22 protein-coding genes are annotated in these 25,933 nt (G+C 69.6%); 6 read left to right on the plus strand and 16 right to left on the minus strand.

Translation table 11 applies throughout. The features are described from left to right. Positions 1 to 513, minus strand: coding sequence for a type VI secretion system lipoprotein TssJ (tssJ, locus tag BM013_RS11760; protein ID WP_093126932.1), 513 nt, complete (start codon positions 511 to 513; stop codon positions 1 to 3). 71 nt (positions 514 to 584) lie between these two features. On the opposite strand from tssJ, the gene tssA reads away from it, so the two are divergent. From tssA to BM013_RS11785, 6 genes are all read left to right on the plus strand, one after another. Further along, positions 585 to 1,625, plus strand: a complete 1,041-nt coding sequence (gene tssA, locus BM013_RS11765) for a type VI secretion system protein TssA (RefSeq protein ID WP_093126934.1) — start codon at positions 585 to 587, stop codon at positions 1,623 to 1,625. Positions 1,626 to 1,686: 61 nt separating this feature from the next. Beyond that, a complete protein-coding gene (gene tssB / locus BM013_RS11770; protein WP_093126937.1) occupies positions 1,687 to 2,202 on the plus strand; it encodes a type VI secretion system contractile sheath small subunit in 516 nt (171 codons plus the stop codon). Between the two features lie 59 nt (positions 2,203 to 2,261). Next, on the plus strand, positions 2,262 to 3,755 hold the full coding sequence (gene tssC, locus BM013_RS11775) for a type VI secretion system contractile sheath large subunit (protein ID WP_093126939.1): 1,494 nt from the start codon (positions 2,262 to 2,264) through the stop codon (positions 3,753 to 3,755). A gap of 199 nt (positions 3,756 to 3,954) precedes the next feature. Then, entirely contained in the window at positions 3,955 to 4,428 is a 474-nt protein-coding gene (locus tag BM013_RS11780; protein WP_093126941.1) for an Hcp family type VI secretion system effector, read from the plus strand. 197 nt (positions 4,429 to 4,625) lie between these two features. Further along, on the plus strand, positions 4,626 to 5,486 hold the full coding sequence (locus BM013_RS41195) for a hypothetical protein (RefSeq protein ID WP_177206742.1): 861 nt from the start codon (positions 4,626 to 4,628) through the stop codon (positions 5,484 to 5,486). Positions 5,487 to 5,488: 2 nt separating this feature from the next. Continuing rightward, complete coding sequence (locus BM013_RS11785) at positions 5,489 to 6,487, plus strand: peptidoglycan-binding domain-containing protein (protein WP_177225464.1); 999 nt, start codon at positions 5,489 to 5,491, stop codon at positions 6,485 to 6,487. A 36-nt stretch (positions 6,488 to 6,523) separates the two neighbouring features. Here BM013_RS11785 and BM013_RS11790 read toward each other — a convergent pair whose 3' ends face one another. The 15 genes from BM013_RS11790 to BM013_RS42135 form a co-directional block, all read right to left on the minus strand. Then, on the minus strand, positions 6,524 to 7,318 hold the full coding sequence (locus tag BM013_RS11790) for a PP2C family protein-serine/threonine phosphatase (RefSeq protein WP_093126947.1): 795 nt from the start codon (positions 7,316 to 7,318) through the stop codon (positions 6,524 to 6,526). A 74-nt stretch (positions 7,319 to 7,392) separates the two neighbouring features. Beyond that, complete coding sequence (gene tagH / locus BM013_RS11795; protein ID WP_093126949.1) at positions 7,393 to 9,123, minus strand: type VI secretion system-associated FHA domain protein TagH; 1,731 nt, start codon at positions 9,121 to 9,123, stop codon at positions 7,393 to 7,395. A gap of 89 nt (positions 9,124 to 9,212) precedes the next feature. After that, positions 9,213 to 9,380 (minus strand): hypothetical protein, encoded by a 168-nt coding sequence (locus tag BM013_RS41200; protein ID WP_177225465.1) that lies wholly within the window; start codon positions 9,378 to 9,380, stop codon positions 9,213 to 9,215. Positions 9,381 to 9,393: 13 nt separating this feature from the next. Continuing rightward, a complete protein-coding gene (locus BM013_RS11800; protein ID WP_093126952.1) occupies positions 9,394 to 10,683 on the minus strand; it encodes a TIGR02270 family protein in 1,290 nt (429 codons plus the stop codon). A gap of 64 nt (positions 10,684 to 10,747) precedes the next feature. After that, positions 10,748 to 11,629 (minus strand): beta propeller repeat protein, encoded by an 882-nt coding sequence (locus BM013_RS11805; RefSeq protein ID WP_256221471.1) that lies wholly within the window; start codon positions 11,627 to 11,629, stop codon positions 10,748 to 10,750. A gap of 19 nt (positions 11,630 to 11,648) precedes the next feature. Then, complete coding sequence (locus BM013_RS11810; protein ID WP_093126955.1) at positions 11,649 to 12,785, minus strand: PAAR-like domain-containing protein; 1,137 nt, start codon at positions 12,783 to 12,785, stop codon at positions 11,649 to 11,651. Positions 12,786 to 12,790: 5 nt separating this feature from the next. Next, entirely contained in the window at positions 12,791 to 13,867 is a 1,077-nt protein-coding gene (locus BM013_RS11815) for a hypothetical protein (RefSeq protein ID WP_256221472.1), read from the minus strand. After that, positions 13,864 to 14,988: a DUF2169 family type VI secretion system accessory protein gene (locus BM013_RS11820; RefSeq protein ID WP_093126961.1), complete on the minus strand. Its 1,125-nt coding sequence runs from the start codon at positions 14,986 to 14,988 to the stop codon at positions 13,864 to 13,866. The genes BM013_RS11815 and BM013_RS11820 overlap by 4 nt, the downstream gene beginning before the upstream one ends. Positions 14,989 to 15,001: 13 nt before the next feature. After that, positions 15,002 to 15,499, minus strand: coding sequence for a DUF6484 domain-containing protein (locus BM013_RS11825; protein WP_093126964.1), 498 nt, complete (start codon positions 15,497 to 15,499; stop codon positions 15,002 to 15,004). A gap of 19 nt (positions 15,500 to 15,518) precedes the next feature. Further along, positions 15,519 to 17,897, minus strand: coding sequence for a type VI secretion system Vgr family protein (locus BM013_RS11830; protein ID WP_093126967.1), 2,379 nt, complete (start codon positions 17,895 to 17,897; stop codon positions 15,519 to 15,521). A 71-nt stretch (positions 17,898 to 17,968) separates the two neighbouring features. Beyond that, a complete protein-coding gene (locus tag BM013_RS11835; RefSeq protein WP_093126969.1) occupies positions 17,969 to 18,364 on the minus strand; it encodes a DUF4150 domain-containing protein in 396 nt (131 codons plus the stop codon). A 22-nt stretch (positions 18,365 to 18,386) separates the two neighbouring features. Beyond that, positions 18,387 to 19,037, minus strand: a complete 651-nt coding sequence (locus BM013_RS11840; RefSeq protein ID WP_093126972.1) for a DUF3540 domain-containing protein — start codon at positions 19,035 to 19,037, stop codon at positions 18,387 to 18,389. Between the two features lie 47 nt (positions 19,038 to 19,084). Next, the gene (locus tag BM013_RS11845) at positions 19,085 to 20,173 is read right to left on the minus strand and encodes a pentapeptide repeat-containing protein (protein ID WP_256221473.1); all 1,089 of its coding nucleotides are present in this window, start codon (positions 20,171 to 20,173) and stop codon (positions 19,085 to 19,087) included. Continuing rightward, a complete protein-coding gene (locus BM013_RS11850) occupies positions 20,170 to 22,761 on the minus strand; it encodes a DUF2169 family type VI secretion system accessory protein (protein WP_093126977.1) in 2,592 nt (863 codons plus the stop codon). Before BM013_RS11850 ends, BM013_RS11845 begins: the two co-directional genes overlap by 4 nt. A 24-nt stretch (positions 22,762 to 22,785) precedes the next feature. Beyond that, positions 22,786 to 25,869 (minus strand): type VI secretion system Vgr family protein, encoded by a 3,084-nt coding sequence (locus BM013_RS42135; protein ID WP_305728014.1) that lies wholly within the window; start codon positions 25,867 to 25,869, stop codon positions 22,786 to 22,788. Positions 25,870 to 25,933: the final 64 nt, after the last annotated feature.

Genomic DNA, 25,933 nt, shown 5'->3' on the forward strand with positions numbered 1-25,933 from the left:
CTACTTGCTGTCGATGCGGATCTGCCTGGCGCCGAAGGCCACATCGAGCGTGTGCGCCTTGCCCGTGGTCACGGGGCGCACCTCGCGCCAGCGCGCGCGGTCGAGGTCGCGAAACGCCGCCATCACGCCGATGGCCTTGGCGTCGGGCGGCAGGTTGAACTCGAGCTTCTTGCTCTCGCCGGGCCGCAGCAGCACTTCTTCGCGCTGCACGAGTTCGGCGCCGAGCGTGGCCTGGTCCTTCTCGAACAGCGAGAAGAAGTCGGCGCCCTCGAACGGACCGGGCGACTTCAGCGCGTACACGCGCACCGTGAGCGGCGAGGCGCGCCCGCGCGCGTCGGGGTTGGCGTCGGCGCCCGCCGTGAGGTTCACCGACACCGTGGTGACCACGGGCTTGGCCGCGCAGCCGGCGATCAGGAGACCCGCTGCAGCAAGGCCAAGAACGGCGATGCGGCGCCGCGTGGCAGCGCCAAGGAAGCCTTCATAGGACGAATGGTGTGTACCCAGCGTGCGCATGCTATTCCCTTCGTTGCATTGACCGGTTCAGGTGCTTCTTTGATTATCACCAGCCAACTCGAACAGGCAACATGCTGACCAACGAACTTGCAGCCACACTGCTCGCGCCCATCGGCGAGGCCTCGCCATGCGGGGACGATCTCGAATACGACGCGGACTTCACGGCCCTCGTCGCCGCTGCGCAAGGCAAGCCCGAGCAGCAGTTCGGCGACACCGTGATCCCCGCGGTCGAGCCCGAGTGGCGCGAGGTGGGCGAGCAGGCCGAATCGATCCTCCGGCGCAGCAAGGACGTGCGCGCCGCCGTGCTGCTGCTGCGCGCATCGGCACGCACGCAGGGCGTGATGGGCTTCGCCGCCGGGCTGCAGTTGCTCAACGGATTGCTCGACACGTTTTGGGAAGGCATACATCCAAAGCTCGATGCCGACGACGGCAACGACCCGACGATGCGCCTGAACGCGCTCGCGCCGCTGACCGACGAGGCCATGGGCCTGCGCGACCTGTACGAGGCGCAGGTCGGCATCGCGCGCGGCGTGGGCCCGATCCGCGTGCGCGACATCGCCATTGCGCACAACGCGCTCACGGCCGTCGGCGGCGAAGCCACCTATTCGATGGCGCAGGTGCACGGCGGCCTCGAGGCGATCCAGGCCGAGCGGCCCGAGGCCATCCAGGCCGCCGTCGGCATGCCCGCGCTGATCGACCGGTTGCACAAGCTCATCGTCGAGCGCACCGGCCGTGCCGATGCCGTCGACCTCGATCCGTTGCGTGCCATCGGCCGCGTGCTGCACAAGGCCAGCGCGGCGGCCAGCGGCGCACCGGCCGATGCAACCGCCGAAGCCGGTGACGACGCAGGCGCCGACGCGCAATCCGCAGGCACGTCCGGCGCGCGCCCCGCCGCGCTGCGCGGCGAGATCCAGAACCGCCAGGACGCCGTGCAGATGCTCGACCGCGTGATCCGCTACCTCGAGCAGGCCGAGCCGGGCAACCCCGCGCCGCTGCTGATCGAGCGCGCCAAGAAGCTCATCGGCGTGAGCTTCCTCGAGATCATGGCCAACCTCGCGCCCAACGCGATGGACACGATCGAGACGGTCACGGGCCGCCGCCCGTCCGAATAGCGCCCGCACCCTTTCCAGACCAACGCATCCGTTCGCCATCCACACCGCAAGGAGCACCCTCATGGCCAAGAGCAGTCAGAAATTCATCGCCCGCAACCGGGCGCCCCGGGTCCAGATCGAGTACGACGTGGAGCTCTACGGGGCCGAGAAGAAGGTGCAGCTGCCCTTCGTGATGGGCGTGCTGGCCGACCTGTCGGGCAAGCCGGCCGACCCGCTCGCAGCGGTGGCCGAGCGCAAGTTCCTGGAGATCGACGTCGACAACTTCGACTCGCGCATGAAGGCCATGAAGCCGCGCGCGGCGTTCGCGGTGGAGAACTCGCTCACCGGCGAAGGCGACCTGAAGGTCGAGCTCACCTTCGAGAACATGGAAGACTTTTCGCCCGCCGCCGTGGCCCGCAAGGTGGGCGCGCTCAACAAGCTGCTGGAAGCACGCACGCAGCTGTCGAACCTGGTGACCTACATGGACGGCAAGGGCGGCGCCGAAGAACTGCTGGCCAAGGTGCTCGAAGACCCGGCCCTGCTGCAGACGCTGGCCGCCAGCAAGAAGCCCGAGGACGGCAGCGCGCCGGCCGCCTGATCGCCAGATCGCCTGACCCCCATTCGCCTGAACCACCGGTACACGAGGAGTAACCCACCATGGCCGAAGCACTCGAACAGAGCGCGCTGAAAGATGTCGCGTACGCGGGCAGCGACTTTTCGTCGCTGCTGCAAAAGGAATTCAAGCCGCGCAGCGACGAAGCCAAGAGCGCCGTCGAAGCCGCGGTGCTCACACTGGCGCAGCAGGCGCTGAGCAACAGCACCGTCATCGGCAAGGACGTGACCAAGTCGATCCAGGCCATGATCGCCGCGATCGACGCCAAGCTCACCGACCAGGTGAACAAGATCATTCACCACCCCGACTACCAGAAGCTCGAGAGTGCATGGCGCGGCCTGCACTACATGGTGAACAACACCGAGACCGACGAGCACCTGAAGATCCGCGTGATGGACATCTCGAAGGTGGAACTGGCCAAGAACCTGAAGAAGTTCAAGGGCGCGGCCTGGGACCAGAGCCCGATGTTCAAGAAGATCTACGAGCAGGAGTACGGCCAGTTCGGCGGCGAGCCCTTCGGCGCGCTGGTGGGCGACTACCACTTCGACCAGAGCCCGCCCGATGTGGAACTGCTCGGCGAGATGGCCAAGATCGCGGCCTCTGCGCACGCGCCCTTCATCACCGGCGCCAGCCCCAACCTGATGCAGATGGAGTCGTGGCAGGAGCTCGCGAACCCGCGCGACCTGACCAAGATCTTCCTCACGCCCGAGTACGCCGGCTGGCGCTCGCTGCGCGAATCGGACGACGCCAAGTACCTGGGCCTGTGCATGCCGCGCTTCCTGGCGCGCACGCCCTACGGCGCCAACACCAACCCGGTGGAGGAGTTCGACTTCGAGGAAGACACCGCCGGCGCCGACCACGGCAAGTACGCCTGGGCCAACGCGGCCTACGCCATGGCCACCAACATCAACCGCTCGTACAAGCTGTACGGCTGGGGTTCGCGCATTCGCGGCATCGAGTCGGGCGGCGCGGTGGAGAACCTGCCGCTGCACACCTTCCCGAGCGACGACGGCGGCGTGGACCAGAAGTGCCCCACCGAGATCGCCATCAGCGACCGGCGCGAGGCCGAGCTGTCCAAGGCCGGGCTGCTGTCGCTCATCCACCGCAAGAACTCCGACTTCGCGGCCTTCATCGGCGCGCAGTCGCTGCACAAGCCGGCCGAGTACGACGACCCCGACGCCACGGCCAACGCCAACCTGGCCGCGCGCCTGCCCTACCTGTTCGCCTGCAACCGCTTTGCGCACTACCTGAAGTGCATCGTGCGCGACAAGGTCGGCAGCTTCAAGGAGCGCGAGGAAATGCAGCGCTGGCTCAACAAATGGATCATGAACTACGTGGACGGCGACCCCGTCAACTCGTCGGAGACCACCAAGGCGCAGAAGCCCCTGGCCGCCGCCGAGGTGGTGGTGGAAGAGGTCGAGGGCAACCCCGGCTACTACACCTCCAAGTTCTTCCTGCGCCCGCACTACCAGCTCGAAGGCCTCACGGTCTCGCTGCGGCTGGTGTCGAAGCTGCCGTCCGCCAAGGGCGGCAAGTAAGCGGCGTGCAGGCAGCCGGCAAGACAGCAGATTTTTTCGGAAGACATGCCGCGAATCCTTTGAAACCCGCGCGGCGTCTTCGTTCTAGAGACAGCCGGCGACAGGACGTCGCCCGGCACCCACAGGCAAGAGTCCGGGCAGGCCCGGAGCGCTTTTTCAACCACCCGGCCGCATCGCAAGGCCATCCAGGAGAAAGAACATGATCGACTGCCATTTCAAGATCGACGGCGTCAAGGGCGAAGCCGCGCACAAGGACCACAAGGACGAGATCGAGCTCATGAGCTGGAGCTGGAACGTGCACAACGCCACCTGCACGGTCGGCGGCGGTTCGTCGGTCGGCAAGGGCTCGCCCGGCATGGTCACCTTGACGAAGAAGTTCGACAGCTCCTCGCCCACGCTGGCCAAGGCCTGCGCCAACGGCAAGCACTTCGACAAGGCCACGCTCGTGATGGCCAAGTCGGGCGAAGGCCAGCAGACCTTCATGACCGTGACCTTCAAGGAAGTGCGCATTGCCGACTTCAACGTGAGCGCGGCGCAAGGCGGCGAAGTGCACGAGAGCGTGGCCGTGTCCTACGGTGACATCGAGATCGCCTACAAGCCGCAGAAGGCCGACGGCACCATGGGCGGCGACATCAAGTTCGGCTGGGACACGCGCTCGACCGAGACGCGCTGAACGCACGGTGGCAGCAGCCACCGCTGCGGCATCTTCACACCACCCGGGTCCCGGCGACGTGCCGGCCCGGACGTGGTGTGGAACCCGGCCCGCACAAAGAAGGCGGCGGTTCGCACACGGCCGGCGAGGCTCGCCGCCGTCGCTGCCCTCACCGCCTTCACCTTCTTCTGCTTCCCTGGCCTCAAGGAGAACACACCATGGCCGACATCTCGCCCGCCATCGCCACGCTGATGACCGTGCTGAAGGACGAGTTCCCCGGCGTCAAGCTGGACGCGGGCAACAACATCCAGCCCGGCACGCGGCACACCTCCGGCATCGCGCTGGACATCATGCTGAACTACAAGAAGGACGCCGACGCGCGCATCGGCCGGCGCATCATGGCCGGCCTGGTGAAGAACTTCGACGCCATGCAGTGGTCGGCGTTCATCTTCACCGTGCGCAACGCAACCACCAACTCCCCGGTGCACTTCTGGGTGCGCGGCGCCGACGGCACCGGCTACGGCGGGCGCAAGCTCGAGGCCGGCAAGTACACCGCCGACACCCGCCACGAAGACCACATCCACATCGACTGGGTGAACTTCAGCATGAAGAACACCGGCGCCACCTACGCCGTCAACCCGTACAGGCAACCGCCGTCGTCGCAGCTCACGGGCTTCGAGGCCGCGCTCAAGATCTTCCTGAAGACCGCGACCGACGCGCAGGTCGACACCATCCTGGACGGCATGTTCGCCAGCCTGCCCGTGAACGCCCCCAAGACACCCACGCCCGCATGGGCACGCGGATGGTGGCGCGTGCAGCAGGAAGGCCAGACCTACTACTACCTGATCGACGACACGAGCGGGGCGAGCTGGACCTACACGCGCCCCATGTCGCAGAACACGCCCATGAGCAACCGGCAGAACGGCGGCAGCTGCACCTTCGGCAACGCCGGCGACATGAAGATCAGCTGGGCGCCGCTCACCTCGAACGTGGGCACCGTCGAAACCTTCAAGGGCCCCGGCAATGCGTTGACCGGCAGCTCCAACCGCGGCGGCGCACTCAGCGCAGTAAAGGTCTGACCATGAGCAACACAGGCATGACGGCATTTTGCGGAACCGAGGGCTGCCGCACGTTCGACAGCCTCGGCAGTTCCGCCGGCACCGTGCTGGGGCTGAGCGCCGCGGTCGGTTCCGCCGCGCGCTGCCGCAACACGCCGGCCGACGTGCGCAAGGTGCAGACGGCGCTCAACCGTTTCACGCCCCTCGAAGGCGGCCCCAGCCCCGCGCTGGTGGTGGACGGCAAGTTCGGGCCGCTGACGCTGAAGGGCATCACCGGCTTCCAGAAAAAGCACTTCGGCCTCGAAGGCGCCGACGGCGTGGTCGACCCCGACAAGCGCACCGACAAGGCGCTGTGCACCGCCGCGGGCACCTACGCCGACCTGCCCGCCGAGATGCAGAAGCACCGCGCACGCGCGATGCACATCATCAACCTGGCGCGCATGTCGGTCGACCGCGCGCGCTACTTCAAGACCGGCAAGCCCAACACCTGGGGCATCGGCAAGTCCGACTGGGAAAAGGCCGCGAAGCACTTCCAGATCGACAAGTTCCCGGGGGCCAGCGGCTGGAGCACCGCGCTGGGCTTTGTCGACAGCATCTACCTCAACATGCAGACGGCGCTCGGCTACGTGCCGCGCGGGCTGGTGCTGGCAACGGACGAGCCGCTCGGCAGCAACGAAGGCGCCTACGCCTTCACTTTCTCCGGCGGCTACGACCTTTCGCAACGCAACCTGAAATGGAACGGCATGCCCCGCGGCAGCATCTACCTGTGCGCGCGCATGCAGAACCTCGACAGCGACGCTTTCTCCTATGTGCTGATCCACGAGACGGCGCACTACGTCGGCCCGGTCGCGGAGACGCAGAACAGCATCACCGACTACGGCTACGCGCACCGCAAGGACGGCAAATACCAGAAGCTGTTGCCCTGGCAGCGCACGCACAACGCCGATTGCTATGCGCAGCATGCCTTCGATGCGGCCGGCATCCCGTTCGACCTGAACGCGCACCTGCTGGTGAGCGCCTGACGCGCGGCACCTGACGCCCGCAGCGGGTGCCGGGGTTCAGTCGCCCGGCGCCGGCTCGGCCATCGGCTCCATCAGCCGTGTCGCGTCGGCGTCCTCGTCGATCACCCACAGCGTGAGCGCCGTGTAGTTGTCGTGGCCTGGCTTGGCGTTGGCCTTCACCTGCGCGTCGATCAACTCGGTCCACTGGCTGGGCGTGCGCGAGGCGTGCAGCGTGTCGATCAGGCGCTCGTCGCCCAGCGGCTCCCACACGCCGTCGCTGCACAGCAGCAGCACGTCGCCGGGCAGCAGGCGCATGCGGTCGGACACCGCGATGTCGGGCGCCTCCTCGATGGAGCCGAGCGCCGACAGCAGCATGTTGCGTTGCGGATGCAGCCGCGCGCCCTCTTCGTCGAGCATGCCGCCGGCCACCATCTGCTGCACCAGGCTGTGGTCGGTGGTGCGCGCCACGATGGCGCCGCCACGGAACAGGTAGGCGCGGCTGTCGCCGCTGTGCACCCAGGCCAGCGCCTGGCTCTCCAGGTCGATGGCCGCGAACACCACCGTCGAGCGCATGCCCGCGAGCTTGCCGCCTTCGGCCTGGCGCGCCACCACGTCGAGGTTGGCCTGCTCCACCAGCCGGCGCAGCGTGGGCTCGTCCAGCCCCGGCGCGGCCGAGAAGCCGCCCAGCATGCTGCTGCGCGCGGTGGCCGCGGCCACGTCGCCGCCGCCGTGGCCGCCCGCGCCGTCGGCCACCAGGCAGGCGACGTAGCGCTCGTCGTGCCAGTGGCCGTGCACGTCCTCGTTGTAGGTGCGGCCGCCCTGCCGGGAGAGCGTGACGATTTCGATTTCCAAGCGGGGTGCCTCTCGCGTGTGCAGGTGCTGCTGCTGTTGTTGCCGTCGTTGCCGTTCGGTGCGCCCGGGCCGTCTCAGGCGTCGGACTTCAGGCGCGCCATCTGCTCTTCGTAGGCCTGGAGAAAGGCCTTGCCGAAGAGGCTGTGGAAGTCGTCCTCCGCCTCGCTCGCGATGCCGCCGTACAGCGACACGAACTGGTCCCACAGCTTGGCCTTGCGGTTGGCGCTGAAGAGCGAGTCGAGCGCCGTCTTCGCGCTGATCTTCTTCTCCAGCTCCGCGGGCTCGAAGCGCGCGATGACATGGGCCAGCGCCGCGCGCATGCCCACCATCACGCCGAACTGGTGCGCGCGCAGGTCGTTGAAGGCGTCGCGCATCGCGGCCTCGGGCGGCATGAAGCCGCGCACGCCGGGCCCCAGCAGGTGCGCGAGCGCCACCTCCACCGTGGGCGAGAACTTCAGCGGGTTGTTGGCCTGCGCCGCGATCATCGTGACCTCGGCGCGCACCTCGCGCTTGAACTCCTGGCGCGTGAGCAGCAGCTGCAGCGTGCCTTCGGTGGCGCTGCGCAGCATCGCGCCGATGCGCTCCATCAGGCCGGGCGTGAGCATCTCGGGCGGCTGGTGCGTGCTGGCGAGGCCGCGCAGGAAGGCTGCGAGCAGCTCGTCGTCGGTGGCGGTGCGCTCGACGGGGGCGGCGCGCTGTACAGGCGCCGGCGCCGGTGGTGGCGCGTGGACCGGGGGGGCCGGAGGGGGCGACGGGGGCATCGGCTCGAGAGCGCGGCCGGAATTCTCGGGCCCGCTGATGCGGATCGGCTGGCCCGTCATGTCGTCGAAGTTCGGCAGCGGGGCAGCGGCCACGGGTGCGGGTGCGGGCGCCGGAGCGGGAGCAGCCGCGGGCACAGGTGCCGGTGGCGTCACGGCCTTCGGCGGCATGAAGCCGAACTGGTCGATCGGCAGGTGGTCGGAGCGCGGCGTCGGCGTGGCGGGCGCCGCGCGTTGCAGCGCGGCCAGCGGGTCGGCGTCGGAGGCCGTGTTGGGCTGCAGCAGCGGATCGGCCAGCGGCGACAGCGCGAGCGGGTCGCCGCCGATGCCGCCACCTGCGCTGTTGCCCATGCCGCCGAACAGCTCGTCGATGCCAGCCGCCTTGCCGTGCGCGGGCGCGCCCAGGTCGGAAAAGTCGTCGAGCGCGCCGAGCCCCGTCGCGGGCGCGGACGACGACGCGGGGCCGAGCAGGTCAGCGAACGGATCGATCTTCGCGGCTTGCGCGTTGCGCGAGCCGCTTTCCATCGGGTCGGGGAACAGCAGCGAATCGCGTTGCGCGGCGGCGGCAGGGGCCGAGGTCGGAGCGGAAGCCGGTGCGGCCGGCGGTGCGAGGCCCGCGAGCAGGTCGGCGAAGGGGTCGTCGCTCGGCGGCGCTGCCGCGGCCGCCCCGGTGGACATGCCCAGCACCGTGTTCGGAATGACCGGCGGCGAGGTCGACGCAGCCGCGGCGCCCGCGGCCTTGGCGCTCACCGTGAGCTCGAAGCTGCCGATGACCAGCCGCGCGCCGTCGCTCAGCGCGGCCTCCTTGCCCGAGCCCAGCGACACGCCGTTGCACTGCATCGGGTTGCTGCCGCGGTCGATGACGAAGTACTGCCCGTCGCGGCACAGCACCTGCGCGTGCACGCGCGACACCGTGCGGTCGGGGTCGTCGAGCACGAGCGTGTTGGTGTCGGCCCGCCCGATGGTGCCGCCCTGGGGCCCGAAGTCCGCGGCGATGGAATGCCCCGCCGGAGCGCCCTGCCGGGTGATGACAGCGATATGGATCATGAATCGGCCCCCGAAGGCTCTGTGCCTGAATGCGCCTGAACAGGCTCGCAAGGAGTATTCATTCCGTGGTGCATGTTGGCAATCTCGCCTTAAGAGGTATGCCATTGCAGCCAGGCGGCGACAGTGGTGAAGATGAGGGCGATGAGGAGCCAGGTGCGCGCCGCCGCATCCATCGCGCCGCGCCCGCGCATGCAGCGCCTGCCCGCCGCCACGAGGAAGGCGAGTGCGAGCGCGGCGAGAACGTACGTCGCGGCCATCGGCGGGCCTGCTTCATTCCTCGGACATCTGCACCAGCCAGCGCGCCTGCCGCCATGCGGGTGCGCCCGTCGGAAAGAGCTGCGTGCCGGGCCGCAGCAGGCACAGGTACGCCGCCGCCGCCGCGCGCTGGCGCTGGCAGCCCATGCGCAGCACCCGCAGGCAGTGCGGCCACGAAGGCGGCTGTCCCATGAAACAGCGCTCGCCGGCCGCGGGGTAGCGCGCGGCGTTGGCCTCCCACCAATGCAGCAGCCGGCCGGGGTCGGGCCACGGCAGGCCCTCGTCGTCGTCCATCGCGACGTCCGCGGCCTCGGGGTCGTCCGCGTCCGGAGCGCGCATGTCTTGCGACGGCTTGCACTCCAGGTCGTTCCAAGCCAGGTCGACCCCTGTGATGGTCGTGAAGGCTTCTCCCGCCAGCCGCGCGAGCGCGGGCTCGGCCATCTGTTCGGCGAGCCACGGCACGGCCTGCACGTCGCCCACGACACCCACCGCGCGGATCGCGTCACGCATGCCCCCGGGCTGCGCGGCCAGCGTGCGCAGCAGCGGCGCGGCGCGCGCCGCCCCCGCGAGCTTCAGCAGCAGTGCCAGCGCCTGCGTTCGATAAGGTCCGCCAGGCACGCGCGCCACCTCCAGCAGCGCGGGCACGGGCCTGTGGCGTTCACCCAGCAGCACCGCCGAACGTGCGGCCCAGAAGCGGCAAGCCGCGTCCTCGTCCTCGAGCGCGGCGATGCAGCCCGCCACCAGGTCCTGCCGGCCGCAGTCGCCCGCGGCCTGCAAGGCTTGCGCGCGCAGCAGCACACTGGCATCCGCCATCGCGTCGGCCAGCATGCCGCCCGGGTCGACGCGATGGAAGTCGCAGGCGGCAATCCCGATGGCGCGGCGCAGCGGCTCGCGCGACACCAGCAGGTCGCCGACGATGCCGCGCAGCGACTGCGCGGAGACCCAGCCCACCGCCAACGCCGCGGCCTCGCGCGCGTCCGCGACGGCCTCGGCCAGCGCCAGCACGTGCGCGATGCGGCGGTCGTCGCGGTTGTCGAGCGCGAGCGCGAACGAGGCGAACACCTCGCCGGGCCCCAGGTTCGCAAGCGCCTCGTCGGTGGCCTGGCGGCCGGCGTCGCCCGCCACGCCAAGCCCGTCGAGGTGCGCCGCCAGCCGGTCGTCGAGCCGGCGCAGATGGTGCAGCCTGACGTGCCCCGCGCGCACGAGAAAGAAGCGCTGGCCGCAGAGCAGGGCCGCTTCCTCCGCGTGGCGCGACACGACGGTTGGAATGGATGCGCAGACGAGCGGATCGGCCACGGCGTTCATGGGCGGCGCTCCCGGCTCCGTCGAAGGTTCGCCGTACGGCTCAGTCGGAAGTTCGCCATACGGCTCAGTCGAAGGTTCGCCATACCGCCCCGTCGAACGACGCCACGTGCGCGCGCCCCACCGACCACAGCACGCCTTCGGCCACCGAGAGGCTGTAGCAGGTGGCCGGCCCGGTGCCGCCGAAATCGACCGGCACCAGCACGTCGCGGTCGAGGGTGTAGAGCGCCGACATGGTCGCCACATAGAGCCGGTCCTGGAACCAGCACAGGTCCCACAGGTCGGCGGAGACCTCGTCCTGCCATGGCACCAGCGACCATGCATCGTGGCGGCCGCGCAGCATCACGCCGCCCTGCCCCGCCGCATAGACAAGGCCGTCGCCCGCGCAGCACACGGCCGTGAGGATCACGTTGGTGGGACTCGCGCGCTGCACCCACGCCGCGGCGTCGTACTGCCAGACCTCGCCGCCCCATCCCACGGCGTAGATCTCGTCCCTGGCGAAACCGTCGATGGCCTCGAAGCCGTACTTCTCCGTGTCGCCGGCGCGCGGCGCGCTGCGGTCCACCCATTGCCCGTCGAGCCGCTGGAACACCTGCCGTTTCATGCCGCAGGCGTACACGCGCCCGGCAATGTCGCGCGCGTTGCGGATCATCGCGGGCGGCGGCACGATCGCCTCCTCGCTCGAAGTGCCGCCCACGTAGGTCACGACATCGCCGTCCTCGCCGACGAGCACCACGCACTCCTCGGGGCCGCGCGCGATGGCGATGGCGCTCGCGTCCCAGTCGGTATCGACGGCGTCGCTCCACAGCCCCTGGTCGACGGCCGCCAGGCTGGTGTGCGCGATGTCCTGCGCCACCAGCGAGCGGGCCTTGGTGATGACGTAGACCAGATCGTGGAAGCGCGCGGCGCCTCGCACGAATTCGCGTGTTTCGGAAGCTCGGGTGGCCATGGAAAGCTCCTTCTGAGGGTCAGCGCGCCGCCCGGCCGAACTTGGCCAGTGCGGCGGCAATGGTCTTTTTCAACTCGGCGAACTTCGACATTTCGTTCTTGCCGGTGGGCGAGTACTTCACGGCCTTGCGCTGGTCGCCCATGCCCTTGTGGCCCTGCCGCAGCTGCGCCTCGATGCATTCCTTGCTGCATTGCGGCGCCACCTCCTTGGCACCCGCGGCGCAGTGCGCGACCTCCGCGTTGAACGAACGGTGGTCCCCGGGCGACACGCCCGGCCCCGCCGTCGTCTTGTGGTGCGCGTGCCGCAACCCGTGCGTTCCGGAGCAGCTCCCGCCCTCGGTGCACATGCAGGGCGCCTTGCCGATGTCGTACTTCTCCCAGCCCGGCATCTTCGTGCCGCTCTTCACGGAGCTCACGAAGAACGAACTCTTGGGCACGATGTGATCGCCGGTCTGCGCGGGGCAGCAACCGCTGATGCCGTCCCTGGGCTCGGCGTCGTACGGCGCGAGCCGGCAGCGGCGCGCGGCCGAGCACGGGTTCTCGCTGGCGTTGCGCGCGCGGGTGGTGGTCGCGCCCTTGCTGCGCGTGAACGCGCTGCCGAGCCCGGCCTCCTCGCACACGTCCTTTCCGGGGCCTCCCGCCTTCTTCTTGTAGCCCTGGCAGGCGGTTTTCTCCTGCTCGCGGTCCTTGTCGCACAGGGCCTTGATCTCGGCGTCGGCCATCGAGTCGACGAAGGGCCACGGGATCGACTCGTTGGCGGTCGGGCTGCCGTGGTTGTTGGTGGTCTTGTCGAGGTGCCGCACGGCGTTCTCGCCCTCGAACTTCACGTCCATCGACCAGTCGATGAAATAGACCTTGCCCTTGTTCTTGCTCGAGACCACACCCTTCTTCGCGGCGCAGCCGGCCTCGTCGCCGGTCGAGGTCTTGAAGTACGACTTGTTCTTCAGCATGACCTCCTGCCCCGATATCTGCACCGTGCGGCTGCCGTCGGTGGTGTCCGAGGCGAGGCCGGTGTTCGGGTAGGGCACGGGCACGCCGGGCGGCGTGGCCGGATTCTCGGGCGGCGTCATGCAGACGTCGGGCGTCGCGCAGATGGTCTTGCCCGCGCCGGCCTTGCAGGCGACCTCCCGGCCGTTGGCGAACACCTGGTTGGCCATGCCGTTCAGCCCCCACCGCCCGCACCGCCCACCCCGTCCGCATGCCAGGAGAACACCATGGCCGCGCGCCGGCCATCGTCGTTGCCCAGGTGCAGCAATGCATTGGCGCCTCGCGCATAGGCTTTCTCGCAAGCGGCCTTCAGCACCGCGATCATCACCGCGCCGATCGGCGCGCCGACCTCGCCGATGCAATCGGCCGGGTGCCACACGTCGAACTCGCTGCGCTTGGTGCGGTCCAGGCGGCCGAACGCGAGCGTGGCCTCCTTGAACGCGTACTGCCCGCCCGAGGCGTCGATGATCTTGAAGTCGAGAATGCTCTCGCCACAGGCCGCTTCACGCAGCGACTGCCGGATCGCTTCGGTGAGGCCGTCCGCGCGCAGCGGCTCCTCGGAATCGATGTGCGCATGCTCCAGCGCGAAACCCAGTCCCCGGCACACCAGCTGCGGCCCCGCCTGCGCGTGCAGCGGCTGCACGAGCAACGCCGCGGCGCCCTCGCCGGCAATGAAGCCGTCGGAGTTCTCGCTCGTCAGCAGCCGGTCGCGCGCCTCGCAGTCGGCCAGCGTGGCGCCCGACAACATGCTGTCGGCGGCCACCACCAGCACGCGCGGCATGCGCGCTGCGTCGATCAGCTGGCGGGCCTGCAGCAGCGCGACGGCCACCGACACGTGGCCCTGCGCCACGAGCGACGAGCGTTCGTGAAAGCGCAGGCCGAGCTCGTCTTCCAGCGCCTCGAAGAAGCGCGCATCGTCCGGCACCAGCCGGCCGGGGCGTTCGGCCTCGGGCAGGCACAGCAGCAGCGGCATCTCCTCGCAGGCCGCGCGGTCCAGCCCGGCCAGGCATTGGGAGACGGCCCGCGCGGCCATCTTCACCAGCTTCTTCTCACCGCGCCAGGCCTGCGGCAGCGCAACCTCGCAGCCCATGAGCCATTCGCCGGCCGTGTCCCTGAAGCCAGTCTGCTGGAAGTTGTCGATGGCACCGCGAATGGCGGCGCAGCTGGCCGCCGTGTCCAGCCCCACGCCGGTGACGAGGCCCGCGCGAGCGATGGCGATGGGCACCGCGCTCATGGGCCTGCCGGCGCTCACGCCTCGTCCTCCATCGCTTCGCGCCGGCTGCGCACGAGGCCGGCGAGCGACGGGTGCCATTCCTTGCCCAGTTCGCGCGCGCGCCACCAGCCGCTGGACATGCGCCCGGCGAGGATGTTGGACACCTCGAAGATGCTTTTCTTCAGCGGCAGCGTGGCGCGCCACGCGAGCGTGAGAAAGCCCTGCTCGGCGTCGATCGCGACCGTGTCGAGCGTGGCCATGATCTCGTCGTGGCCGCCCTTTCGCCGGAAGAAGGTCACCGGGACTTCGCGTCGGGGCAGGCGAAAGCGGGTCTGTCCCTCGGGCCCGAGGTTCATCAGCACGACTTCTTCACCGCCGAGCGGGAACGCGATCTGCTGGTCGGGCGGTGCGGCCTGGTAGTAGGCCTCGTCGAAGTCGGCCGGCAGGAACGGAAAGGTATGGTCGATCCACGCCTGGTCGTAGGTGCCCGCATGCGGCAGCCGCCCGGCCCAGTGCCGCCCGATGGGGCCGAGCGCCATGGGCGCGAACGCTCCGTCGGGCGCGTCCACGGGACGATCGATCTCCTCCGTATGGGGCAGCGGCGCACCATCGACGTAGCGGGCCTGCAGGTGGCGATGCCAGCCACGCCCCACGGGATTGCGCATGCAGGCGCCGTGTTGCGCGGGGTCTTCATGGCGCGCGTCGACGCCCCCGAAGGCCACGTCGTAGGAGATGCGCCGCGTGACGAAGGGCTCGGGCGTCGAGACCCTGGTGCCGGACAGGCCGCACAGCCACTGCCGGTCACCCACCACAGCGAAGGCCTTGCGCCAGTTGCCGATCCGCACGCCGACCAGCACACGCCCGGCAGACTCGCCATGCGGTGCGTGCGCGGCGCCGGAGACGAGCACGTCGCAGCGGTGCTTGCGCGGCGCGAAGTCCACTTCCTCGGCCGGCGCCGAAAGGCCGGGCTCGCCCGTGAAGGTGTCCGCCACGATCAGCGGCCGTTGCACCGCATGCGGCTGCGCCACCGCATCGGCGCCGTCGGACGGCCCGGGAATGGCGAAGGTGCCTTTCACCACGACCACCAGCAGTTCGCGCCCCGAAGGCTCGACGCCCTGCGTGTAGCCCACCGTCATGCCTGTTGCGTTGACGACTTCCATGGTCCGCGCCCGGTCAGTTGATCTGCACGGCGCCGCCCTTGAGCCGGTTGACGCCCGTCGAGCGGCTCAGCACATAGCTGCCCTGGATCAACACCTTTCCCGCGCGCGTCAGCGTGATGCTGGCCTTGCCGCAACGCAACACCATCTGCGTGCGCGCGCTGACGAGCAGGCGCTCGCCGTCGGCATCGACCTCGACCTGCGCGGGCGCGGGCACTTCGGCCTGGGGCCAACCGGCCCCGCCTCGCAGCACACCCATCACGATGGGCCTGGCAGGATCGGCCTGCTCGAACATCAGCACCACCGCGCGCCCGATGTGCGCGCCGTGCAGGTCGACCACGCTGCGCGCGCGCAGCGCCGCCGTGCCGGGCTGCCCCGCGAACACGACCAGGGGGGTGCTGCCTTCATCGGCGATGGCCACCAGTTCGCCGACGGCGGCAGCCTGCCATGGCCCCGCTGCTTCCGGCGTGGCGTTGGCCGCCAGTTGCGCTTCGATCAAGTCCCTGCCGCTCATGGTCGATCTCCTTGGTGAATCAGTTCTGCAGAATCTTCGAACCCTTCATCACGATGTCGCTGCTCGCCTTCGCGTTGATCTTTCCGGAGGCGTCGATCGTGATGTCTTTTCCCTTGATGACGATGGTCCCGTCCTTCTTCATCGTGATGCTCGCGCTACCCGTGGTGATGGAGATGGAGTCGCCCGCCGTGATGACGAGGTTCTTGCCCACCGACAGCGAATCGTCCTTGCCCACGCTGCTCGTGCGCCCCTCGCTCACGCTGCGCGTCTCGTTCTTGCCCACGTTCGTCGACAGGTTCGCCCCCACGTCCACCGACCGGTTCGCACCGATGCTGCTCGACTGGTTGGCCCCCACGCTGATCGTCTGGCTCGCCCCCACCGTCACCGCCTGCATCGCCCCCACCGTGATCTCCTGCGCCGCGCCCACGGTGATGGTCTCGTTCACGCCCACCGTGTGGGTGCGCTGCAGCGCCACCGTCGCGGTCTCGCTCGCGCCCACGGTGATCGTGCGGTTCTGGCCGATGGAGATGGTCTCGTTCTGGTCCACCGTCTCCGTGCGGTTCTGGTGGATGGTGATGGTCTCGTTCTTGTCCACGGTTTCCGTGCGCTGCCCGTGCACGGTGATGGTCTCGTCGTGGTCCACCGTCTCGGTGCGGTCGTGCTTCACGTGCACGGTCTCGTCGTGGTCGACGGTCTTGGTGCGGTCGTGGCCGACCCAGTGCGTCTCGTCGTTCTCGACCTCGATGTCCTGGTTCTTCTCGGCGTGCAGGTACACCTGCTCCGAGCCCTTCTTGTCCTCGAAGCGGAACTCGTTGCAGTTGGCCGCGCTGCCCTTGGGCGTGGAGCGCGTGCGAAAGCCGCTCTGGGTGTGGGTGCCGAAGGGTATGGGCTGGTCGTCGTTGTAGACACGGCCCACGATCAGCGGCCGGTCGGGGTCGCCGTTCAGGAAGTCGACGATCACCTCCTGGCCGATGCGCGGGCAGAAGTAGCCGCCCCAGCCCTTGCCGGCCCACGGCTGGGACACGCGCACCCAGCAGGTCGATTTCTCGTCGCTCTTGTCGTAGCGGTCCCAGTGAAAGTGCACCTTCACGCGGCCGAAGTCGTCGGCATGGATCTCCTCGCCCGCCGGCCCGACGACGATGGCCGACTGCGGCCCCGGCATGACCACGCGCGGCGTGAGGCGCGGCGGACGAAACGGCATGTCGACCGGGAACACGGTGAGCAGGAACGCCGTGGCGCCCACTCCGCCAGCTTGCAGCGCCGGCGTGCGCGCGAGCACGGCCTCGAACGCGCCGAGCGTGTCGGCCAGCACGGCGTCGTCCTCCAGCGCCTCGCGCAGCAGCTCGTTGACCGGCACGCGCGTTTCCTCGGCGTCGGCACCTTCGTAGCCCGGATGGCTGGCCACGAAGGTGCAGGCCGCAATGACGTAGTCGCTGTCGCGCGTGCCGTCGGGGTCGTTCTCCAGCTTGAAGCTGCGCCCCGCCGCCACGTCCGGCCACGGCGTGAGCGCCCAGTGGCGCTGGCGGCGCGCGCCGATTTCCTCGCCGCGCAGCTTGCCCTTGTCGTCGGCGTCGCCGCCGCTGAAGTAGCCGCCCGCGAACTCGAAGGCCTCGAACTCGGCCAGCTCGTGCTTGTCGGGTGTGCCGCCGGAGGCCTCCAGCTTCTTCTTGATGGCCTTGAAGTCGCTGTCGGTGGAGGCGTACTTGCCGGTGTCGAACTGGCGCTCGCTGACCCAGCGCGACACTTCGTTGAAACGCGCCTCGGCCGCGTCGCCCGGCACGTAGCGCAGCGTGTCGGCCACGGGCAGCTTGTCGTGCGCCATGTCGCTGGCGTCCGACAGGTGCATGGTGCCGGGCGCGTCGTGCGCGTCGAACCAGTAGTAGATGCCCTCGTCTTCCAGCAACCGCGATAGGAACCGGTAGTCGCTCTCCTGGTGCTGCACGCAGTAGCGGCGCGGCTTGTGGGTGCCGATGACGTTGTCGGCCTTGGTCTTCTTGAAGCGCTTGATGGGGCTGTCCTCGAACACCGCGTCGAGCACCTCGAGCACCTTCTTCTCCTGCAGGATGCGCGAGTTGCTGCGCTTGGTGAGCAGCCAGAACCACGAGCGCAGCGTGAAACGGTATTCGAAGTAGCGGCCCACGTGGCCGGCGCGCACGAAGCGCACCGCGTGGCCCTGGCAGTGCCGCTCGTGCCTGCCGCCGTCGGCGTCCTCGAAGCCGATGACCACGTCGAAGGCCCGCCCCAGGATGTCCTTGGCGTCGATGGCCTTGTTCTCCGACAGCACGGTGAGCTCGTAGGTGGACGCGCGCGCCAGCGCCTCGTGCCCCACGATGCGCCAGAACATCAGCTCGTCCTTGGCGGGCGAATCGCTCTCGATGCGGAACTCCTGCTCGGCCATGTGTGGCTTCTCCCTTTCTCTGTGCACACGGCGCCCGCTCGCGGCGGCGCCCAGGCTCGGTACAAGCGCCGCTACGGCGCCAGCAACAGCACCAGCGGCTGGCTCGGCACGATGCGCACGCCGGGACAGTTGGTGCTGTTCTGCAGCGACACGCTGGTCAGGCGCGACGCGGGCATGCCCATCCACAACACGGTGAAGGCGCCCATGAGGTGACGGCTCGGCCCCATCACGGTGCCCGAGGCCACGCCCATCATCACGCCGGCGTTGTCGCCGTTGGTCATCGGGATGGTCGTGGCGAGGTTGTGGACCGGCCCGCCCATGATCAGGATCGTGGGGCAGTTCGGAATCGCCATCGGGCCCATGGCGATGTTGGGGTATGGCACCGGTATCGGCGACGGCGCGGCGGGCGTGATGCAGACATCGGGAAAACCCATGTCGGTGCCCATCAGCTGGCAGTTGGCGAACATGTTCGGCGGCTCCGGTGTCGCTTCAGCCGAAGTGGATCTGCGCGCCGCGCGCCTTGACGAGCTCGCGGCCGTTCACCAGCGTGTGCTCGCCTTCCAGGCGCAGCAGCTGCTTCGCCTCGCATTCGAGGTGCGTGGCGGCCACGCGGTCGATGCCGTCGGTGGTGCGCAGGTAGTGGCGGCTGAAGTGCTGCACGCGCTCCATCACCGACGACAGCACCGAGCCCACCACCTTGATGGTGGTACCGATCAGGTGCAGCTCGCGCCCCACCACGTCGGCGGTGTCGGTGGCCACGCGGGTCTTCTGCGTTGCGACGTCGAGTTCGTCGGCACGCAGGCCGACGCGCGCGGCCTGCAGTTCGAGCGCGCCGCCGTCCACCGCGATGCGCAGGTTGCCGGGGCAGCTGACGACGTTGGCGGTGTTCTCCTCGCGCTGCAGCACGGCCATGATCCAGACCTCGGCGGGTGCGATGCGCAGGCAGGCCACGCTGTCGCCGGCCGCGGGTTCGAGCAGGCAGCTCGCCGCGCGTTGCGCGTGCAGCCGCAGCCCGCCGCTCGCCACGACCTGCCCGCCCAGCGCATCGGTGCCGAGGATGCCCACGCACCACTCGCCGGTGATGGGCTTCGCGGGCTGGCGCCGGCGGGTGGCTGATCTGGGTGTGGCTTCGTTGGTCATGGCGTGGTCCTCTCTGTGTTCGTGCGTGGTTTCGTCCGCGCGTGGGTTCAGGCAACCAGCGGCTGCCAGCGCTCCGACTCGGCCAGGTCGGCGTCGGACTCGAGCGCGCGTGCGCGGTCGGTCATCTGCGCGTTGGCGGTGTTCGCGCCGTGCAGCACGGTGCGCATCAGGGTGGCGCGGCGCAGGTCGGCCGTGTCGAGGTCGGCATGGCGAAAGTCGGCATAGGTCAGCTCGGCGCCGGTGAAGTTCGCGCCGCGCAGCCTGGCGCCCGCGAAGTGCGTCTGGCAAAGGTCGCAGGCCGAGAAGTCGGCCTTGGGCAGCACCGCGCCCGTGAACAGTGCCTGGCGCATGCGCGCGCCCGAGAAGTCGACGCCCTGGCCGGTGGCGTCGCAGAAGACGGCCGAGGGCGCCACCGCCTTCGCGAAGCGCGCGCCGTCGAGCTTCGCGCCCTGGAAGTTGCACTGCGGCAGCGCGACGCCGCTGAAGTCGGCGCCGCTCAGGTCGGCACCCGCGAACTGGCAACCGTCGAGCGCCAGGCCCGCGAACGACATGCCCTTGAGCGAGGTCTTGCAGAACGCGCTGCGCTGCATGCGCGCGCCGGCCCAGCTCAGGTGCGACAGATCGCATTCGTTCACGGTGACATAGCGCCAGAACGTGCCGTCGGCGCACACGTCGAGCAGCACCGACTGGGTGAGCACGGCCGAGTCGAGCTGGGCGTTGCGCAGGTTCGCATGGTCGAGCCGGCACTTGTTGACGGTGGCCATGGTCAGCGCGGCGCCCTCGAGCTGGGCGTGCATCAGGTCGCACTCGGTGAAGACGGCGCCGTGCAGGTTGGCCTGGCGCAGGTCGGCGTGGTCGAGCTGGCAGCGGTTGAACACGGCCTTGCGCAGGTTGGCGCCCGAGGCGATCGCGCCGCGCAGGTCGCATTGGTCGAACACGGTCTCGCGCAGGTCGGCGTTGCGCAGGTCGGCTTCGGCCAGGCGCACCTGCGAGAACACGCCGCCGCCGAGCGCCACGCCGGTGTACCGGCCTTTGCCGAGGTCGAGCCGATGCAGGGTCTCGCCCATCTGCACGGCAAGGGTCAGCAGCGCGGGTGTCATCGGGGTCGCCGGGGTCGTCGGGGTCGTCGGCTTCATGGCGCGGCCTGCTGTTCGGGCGTGAGGCGGGGCCAGGTGCGCGCGCGCTTGAGCAGCGCCCCGTCGAACAGGGTGTCGCCGTCCAGCCGCACGCGGCCGAGGTCGGCGCCGAAGAGGTTGCTGCGGCGCAGGTCGGCACCGCGCAGGTCGGCCTTCTGCAGCACGGCGTCGCTGAAGTTCACGCCGGACAGCAGCGCGCCGGCGCAACGGCTCATGCGCATCAATGCGCCCTTGGCGCTCGCGAGCCGCAGGTCCGCGCCTTCGAGCCGCACCTCGCCGAGGTTGGCGCCGTCGAGCATCGCGCGGACCATCTTCGCGCCGCGCAGGTCGCTGGCGCCGAAGTTGAAGCGGCGCAGGTCGGCGCCGCTCAGGTCGGCATTGGCCATGTGCGTGTTCTGCACCGCCACGGCGCCGGCGCAGCGCGCCATCTTCAGGTCGACGCCGTCGAGGTTGGCGGTGATGAAGGTCGCGCTCTCGAGCGTTGCACCGTGCAGGTCGACGCCCGACAGGTCGCATTCCAGGAACGTGGCGCCCGACAGGTCGGCCTCGGGCAGGCGCATGCCCCGCAGGTCGCGCTTGTGGAAGACCAGGCCCGCCAGCTTCGCGCCCTGCCAGTCCGCATTGCCCCAGGTGGTCTCCAACAGGTTGGCGCCGGTGAACACGGCGCGGCGCATCTGGGTGCCGGCGAAGGCACAGCCCATGAGCGTGGCCCCCGAGAGGTCGGCGTCGTCGAACACGGCGCCGGCCAGCGCCGCCTTGCCGAGGTTGGCCTTGCAGAACTTCGCGCCGATGGCGATCGCGCCGTCGAGCCGGGCATGCGCCAGCACCGCGCTGCAGAGGTTGGCGCCCGAGAGGTTGGCATTGCGCAGGTCGGCGCCCTCGAGCCAGGCGCCCTCGAAATTCACCTCGCGCAGGTCGAGGCCCGAGAGGTCGGCGCCCGTGAAGTCGATGCCCGCGAACAGGCGGAGGCCGGCCGGCACGGCGCGCGCCATCTCGCTGCGCAGCTTCGCGGCCTCGGCGGCCGGCATCGGGTCGACCCGCGGCTGCATGTGCGCCGTGTCGAGGTAGCCCTGGCGGTGCGTGTCTTCCAGCTGGTAGAGCTTGGGCAGCAGCGGCGCCAGGTCGATCGGGCGGGTGCCCATGGCCACCAGCGCGCGCATCTCGGCCAGGTGCTTGTCGGCGCGGTAGACGGGCGGGCCGCGGTGCTGCAGCTTCGCGATGTCCATTTTTCCGGGCGGCAGCGCAAGGGCTTTCTCGAGCACGGTCACGGCGTCTTCGACGGCCGCCCACTGCTGCGCCTGGGCCAGCTTCATCTGCTTTTCGAGGTACGGCGGCAGCGCGTCGCCGGTGGGCACTTTCTCTTGCGGCGGCATGCGGATGCCCAGCGCGTCGGGGTCCAGTCCCGCCTGCTCGGCCTTGCCGCGGGCGATCGCAACGTCGGCCTTCGCCCGGCGGCGCTGGCCCTCGGCCTGCAGGTTGTCGCTGCCGAAGGGCGCCTTCGCGGCCTCGACGTCCGGGTCGGCGGTGGAGACGCCTTCGGGCAGCAGGTCGCTGTCGACCAGCGCGTAGATCGAGCCCATCTTCGGGTCGGCGCGCCTGGCGGCTGCGTCGAGGTAGTACGGGTCGCTGCGCGCCTCGCCGAGGCGCTCGACGGCACCCATGAGGCTCAGCACGTCGCAGCCGTCGTCGGTGCCGACCTCCGCCAGCCCCTGGAAGATCGCGATGCAGCGCTCGGCATGCGGAAAGAACCACACGGTGGTCAGGCGCAGCGGCACTTCGCGGATCTTGGGCTCGGCATCGGGCATGCGGTAGCCGGCGAACACGCGCACCCGCATGCCGGGCAGGCGGCCTTCGACCAGCGGCTTGCCGGGGTGCATGTTCTCGAAGGCGAACGCTTCGTCGCCGGCGAGCGCGCCGCCCATCCACTGGTCGGGCTGCGCGAGGTTGAAGTGGCGCCAGTCGGTGTCGGGCGCGAAGCCGGGCGCGTGCTGCCTGAGGTAGTCGGCGTCGTAGGTGCCGCGGTACTGCGCGCGCTGCGGGTGCATCAGGTCGAGCGCGCCGAAGCCGGCAGGCACGATGGCCTGGTCGGGCCGCAGCAGCCGGTCGGTCGGCAGCTCGACGTTGGGCAGCCAGGTCACGCCGGCCTTCGCCTCGCGGCCGCGGCCCTGGGGGTTGCCGGCAAAGTCGGCGCCGCCATAGGCAGCGGACCAGCCGAGCGGCATGGCTTCGAAGGGCTGCGGCGCGCTCGGCCGGTTGCCGTCCCAGTAGCGGTCGCCGAACACCAGCAGTGTCTTTTCGCGGTCGCCCAAGCGTGCGCGCACCGCGCAGGCCGACGGCCGCTCCTTCGTTGGAAACGCCTTGCCGTGCACGAGGAATTCGGGCGTGAGCTTGGCCACGCCTTCGTCGATCAGCGGCTGCGCCATCTCCTGCGACAGAAAGCCCCACATCGATTGCTCGGCCCACAGGCAGCCGCGCTCACCCTGCGCGAACGGCAGGTGCAGGTACGCACTGACGTTGAGTCCGAAGCGCTTGCGGAACTCGACGGGCCGGGTGGACAGGCCGAGCGCCTGGGGTTTGATGACTTGCATGGCGGGATCGCGATGTCGTGACCGTCAAATGCCGCCGCCGGAACCACCGCCGGCGCCGCCAGCTCCACCGGCGCCGCCCGCACCGCTCGAGCCTCCGCCCGAACTGCCGCCACTGCCACCGCCATCTCCGCCCGCGCCACCGGCGCCGCCAGCCCCACTTCCTCCACTTCCTCCACTTCCTCCACTTCCGCCCCCGCTTCCACCGCTGGAACCACCGGACCCGGCCGGCGCGCCGCCCGAATCACCGCCGGCCCCTCCCGCGCCGCCGCCATCGGCAGGTGGCTGCCAGGCTTGCGTCGGCTCGATCTCGCCCTTCTTCGGCGGCGGCGCGGCGGCCGAGTCGTCCGCGTTGCGCGACTGGTCCTTGGCCAGCGCATCGCTTCCCTGCGACTCGCCGCCGGAGAACACCTCGAGGAACACCTCCAGCCCGGTGCCGAGCACGGGCACCGCGCCCATGATTCCCTGGTTCTTGCGCATGCGGGCGATGAGCGCCAGGCTCGACAGCCGCCCTTCCAGGCCGGGCAGCCCGGCTGCCTTGGCCTCGGCGGCCGCGATCGTCAGCTGCTCCTCGGCCCCCGCGTACTGGTCCAGCGTGGCATTGATGTCCACGAAGGCACTGCCCGCGCCGGCGACCGCGCCCAGCGCCGCGCCCGCGGAGGCCGCGCCCGCTCCGCCGCCTCCGGCACCGGGGATGAAGGTCTTCAGCGCGTGCGCTTCCACCGCCTGGGGCGAGGCCTCGTACTCCAGCCCGGCCACGCCGACCAGCTTGACGGCCAGCGTGTTCTCGATCTGCACGCCGACAAAGTTCGACATGCTCAGCGCAAGCGCGCTGTCCACGGACATGCCCATGAAGGTCGACCGGCTGATGCCCAGGTTGGCCTCGCTGTTGATGCCGATGTAGCCGCTCGAGTTCGGGCCGAGCACCGTGGTGTTGGAGCCGATGGAGGTCGCGTCGATGTTGCCCACCGCCATCATCTGGATGCCGGTGTTGCTCATCAGCTTGATCTTGTTGGCCATCAGGTGCAGCGGGCCGGTGGGCACGGTGATGTACTTCGAACTCGCGCCCGTCACCATCCAGTCGATGTGCGCGGCCTCGAAGCTCATCTTGGCGGCCTTGTAGGTCAGGCTGCCGCTCACGGTGATGGTCTGGTTGCCGGTCACGCTGCGGGTTTCGCCGGCGCGCGAGATGTCGCTGCGCACGCCCACCACCTCGTGCGTGCTGGTGCCCTTCACCTTCAGCGAATCGTTGCTGTCGACGAAGCTGTCGCGGTTGCCCACCACCTGGTTGTTCTGCTTGCCCTTGACGGTGTTCTTCTGGTCGACCACCACCATGTTGGTGTCGTTGCGCGTCACCGTGCTCTTGCGGTCGCGGTCCACGTGGTTGGCCTGGTCGCGCTTGACGGTGACGCTCTGGTCGCGGTCCACCGTGGTGCCGTCGTCGCGCTCCACGCTGCGGCTCATGTCGAGCTCGGCGTGGATGTTGATGTTCTCCTCGCCCTTCTTGTCCTCGAACATGATCTCGTTGTAGTTCGCGGGACCGCCGCCGGGCGTGGAGCGGGTCTTGAAGCCGCTCTGCGTGGGCGACTTGTAGGGAATGGGCTGCTCGTCGTTGTACACGCGGCCTACGATGATCGGGCGGTCGGGGTCGCCGTTCAGGAAGTCGACGATCACCTCCTGCCCGATGCGCGGAATGAAGTACCCGCCCCAGCCCTTGCCGCCCCACGGCTGCGACACGCGCACCCAGCAGGTCGACTTCTCGTTGCTCTCGTCGTAGCGGTCCCAGTGAAAGTGCACCTTCACGCGGCCGTGGTCGTCCACGTGCAGCTCGTCGCCCTTGGGGCCGACCACGATGGCGGTCTGCGGGCCCGGCATGGTCACGCGCGGCGTGAGGCGCGGCGCGCGGAACAGGCGCTGCGCCGGCATCACGGTGAGCAGGAAGACGCTGCTGCCGGCCTGCGCGGCGGCCAGCGCGGGCGTGGCGGCCATGAGCTCCTCGAGCACCGGCAGCGTGTCGGCGTTCACCGCGTCGTCGCGCAGCACGTCGGCCAGCGCCTGCTGCACGGGCCGCGCCGCGGCGCCGGCGCTCACGCCTTCGTAGCCGCGGTGGCTGGCGACGAAGGTGCAGGCCGCGATCACGTAGTCGCCGTTGCGCGTGCCGTCGGGGTCGCCCTCGAACTTGAAGCTGCGCCCGGCCGTCACGTCGGGCCACGGCGTCACGGCCCAGTGGCGGTCGCGCCGCGCGCCCAGTTCCTCGCCGCGCAGCTTGGCGCGGGTCTCGCCGTCGTCGCCGGTGAAGTAGCCGCCGGGGAACTCGAACATCTCGAGGTTGGCCAGCTCGTGGTCGTCCGACGCGTCCATGTCCGCGCCCAGCTTCTTCTTGATGGCCTTGAAGTCGCTGTCGCGCGACGCGTGCCTGCCGGTGCCGAACTGCCGCCCGCTCACCCAGCGCGAGACCTCGTTGAAGCGCGGCTCCGACGCATTGGCGGCCATGTGGCGCAGCGTGTCGGCGGCGGGCAGCTTGTCGTGCGCCATGTCGCTGGCGTCCGACAGGTGCATGGTGCCGGGCGCGTCGTGCGCGTCGAACCAGTAATAGATGCCCTCGTCCTCCAGCAGCCGCGACAGGAAGCCGTAGTCGCTTTCCTGATGCTGCACGCAGTAGCGGCGCGGGTTGTGCGTGCCGATGACGTTGTCGGCCTTGGTCTTCTTGAAGCGCTTGATCGGGCTGTCCTCGAACACCGCGTCGAGCACCTCGAGCACCTTCTTCTCCTGCAGGATGCGCGAGTTGGCGCGCTTGGTGAGCAGCCAGAACCACGAGCGCAGCGTGATGCGGTATTCGTGGTGGCGGCCCATGTGCCCTGCGCGCACGAAACGCACCGCATGGCCCTGGCAGTGCCGCTCGTGCTTGCCGCCGTCGGCGTCCTGGAACTCGATGACCACGTCGAACGCATGACCGAGGATGTCCTTGGCGTCGAGCGCCTTGTTCTTCGACAGCACCGTGAGCTCGTAGGCCGACGCACGCGCCAGCGCCTCGTGCCCCACGATGCGCCAGAACATCAGGTCGTCCTTGGCGGGGGAATCGCTCTCGATGCGGAACTCGTGGTCGGCCATCTTTTCTTCTTCTCAGTTCGTCAGGCGTTCGGGGTGTTGTGGGTGTTGTGGTTCGACGCGAACG

Source organism: Variovorax sp. OK605 (genome assembly GCF_900115445.1).
Taxonomy (GTDB): Bacteria; Pseudomonadota; Gammaproteobacteria; order Burkholderiales; family Burkholderiaceae_C; genus Variovorax.

Excerpts from the sequence above, each read along its gene's own strand:
- tssJ (WP_093126932.1), bottom strand. The coding sequence starts at position 513 with ATGCGCACGCTGGGTACACACCATTCGTCCTATGAAGGCTTCCTTGGC.
- tssA (WP_093126934.1), top strand. The coding sequence starts at position 585 with ATGCTGACCAACGAACTTGCAGCCACACTGCTCGCGCCCATCGGCGAG.
- tssB (WP_093126937.1), top strand. The coding sequence starts at position 1,687 with ATGGCCAAGAGCAGTCAGAAATTCATCGCCCGCAACCGGGCGCCCCGG.
- tssC (WP_093126939.1), top strand. The coding sequence starts at position 2,262 with ATGGCCGAAGCACTCGAACAGAGCGCGCTGAAAGATGTCGCGTACGCG.
- BM013_RS11780 (WP_093126941.1), top strand. The coding sequence starts at position 3,955 with ATGATCGACTGCCATTTCAAGATCGACGGCGTCAAGGGCGAAGCCGCG.
- BM013_RS41195 (WP_177206742.1), top strand. The coding sequence starts at position 4,626 with ATGGCCGACATCTCGCCCGCCATCGCCACGCTGATGACCGTGCTGAAG.
- BM013_RS11785 (WP_177225464.1), top strand. The coding sequence starts at position 5,489 with ATGAGCAACACAGGCATGACGGCATTTTGCGGAACCGAGGGCTGCCGC.
- tagH (WP_093126949.1), bottom strand. The coding sequence starts at position 9,123 with ATGATCCATATCGCTGTCATCACCCGGCAGGGCGCTCCGGCGGGGCAT.
- BM013_RS41200 (WP_177225465.1), bottom strand. The coding sequence starts at position 9,380 with ATGGCCGCGACGTACGTTCTCGCCGCGCTCGCACTCGCCTTCCTCGTG.
- BM013_RS11800 (WP_093126952.1), bottom strand. The coding sequence starts at position 10,683 with ATGAACGCCGTGGCCGATCCGCTCGTCTGCGCATCCATTCCAACCGTC.
- BM013_RS11805 (WP_256221471.1), bottom strand. The coding sequence starts at position 11,629 with ATGGCCACCCGAGCTTCCGAAACACGCGAATTCGTGCGAGGCGCCGCG.
- BM013_RS11810 (WP_093126955.1), bottom strand. The coding sequence starts at position 12,785 with ATGGCCAACCAGGTGTTCGCCAACGGCCGGGAGGTCGCCTGCAAGGCC.
- BM013_RS11820 (WP_093126961.1), bottom strand. The coding sequence starts at position 14,988 with ATGGAAGTCGTCAACGCAACAGGCATGACGGTGGGCTACACGCAGGGC.
- BM013_RS11825 (WP_093126964.1), bottom strand. The coding sequence starts at position 15,499 with ATGAGCGGCAGGGACTTGATCGAAGCGCAACTGGCGGCCAACGCCACG.
- BM013_RS11830 (WP_093126967.1), bottom strand. The coding sequence starts at position 17,897 with ATGGCCGAGCAGGAGTTCCGCATCGAGAGCGATTCGCCCGCCAAGGAC.
- BM013_RS11835 (WP_093126969.1), bottom strand. The coding sequence starts at position 18,364 with ATGTTCGCCAACTGCCAGCTGATGGGCACCGACATGGGTTTTCCCGAT.
- BM013_RS11840 (WP_093126972.1), bottom strand. The coding sequence starts at position 19,037 with ATGACCAACGAAGCCACACCCAGATCAGCCACCCGCCGGCGCCAGCCC.
- BM013_RS11845 (WP_256221473.1), bottom strand. The coding sequence starts at position 20,173 with ATGAAGCCGACGACCCCGACGACCCCGGCGACCCCGATGACACCCGCG.
- BM013_RS11850 (WP_093126977.1), bottom strand. The coding sequence starts at position 22,761 with ATGCAAGTCATCAAACCCCAGGCGCTCGGCCTGTCCACCCGGCCCGTC.
- BM013_RS42135 (WP_305728014.1), bottom strand. The coding sequence starts at position 25,869 with ATGGCCGACCACGAGTTCCGCATCGAGAGCGATTCCCCCGCCAAGGAC.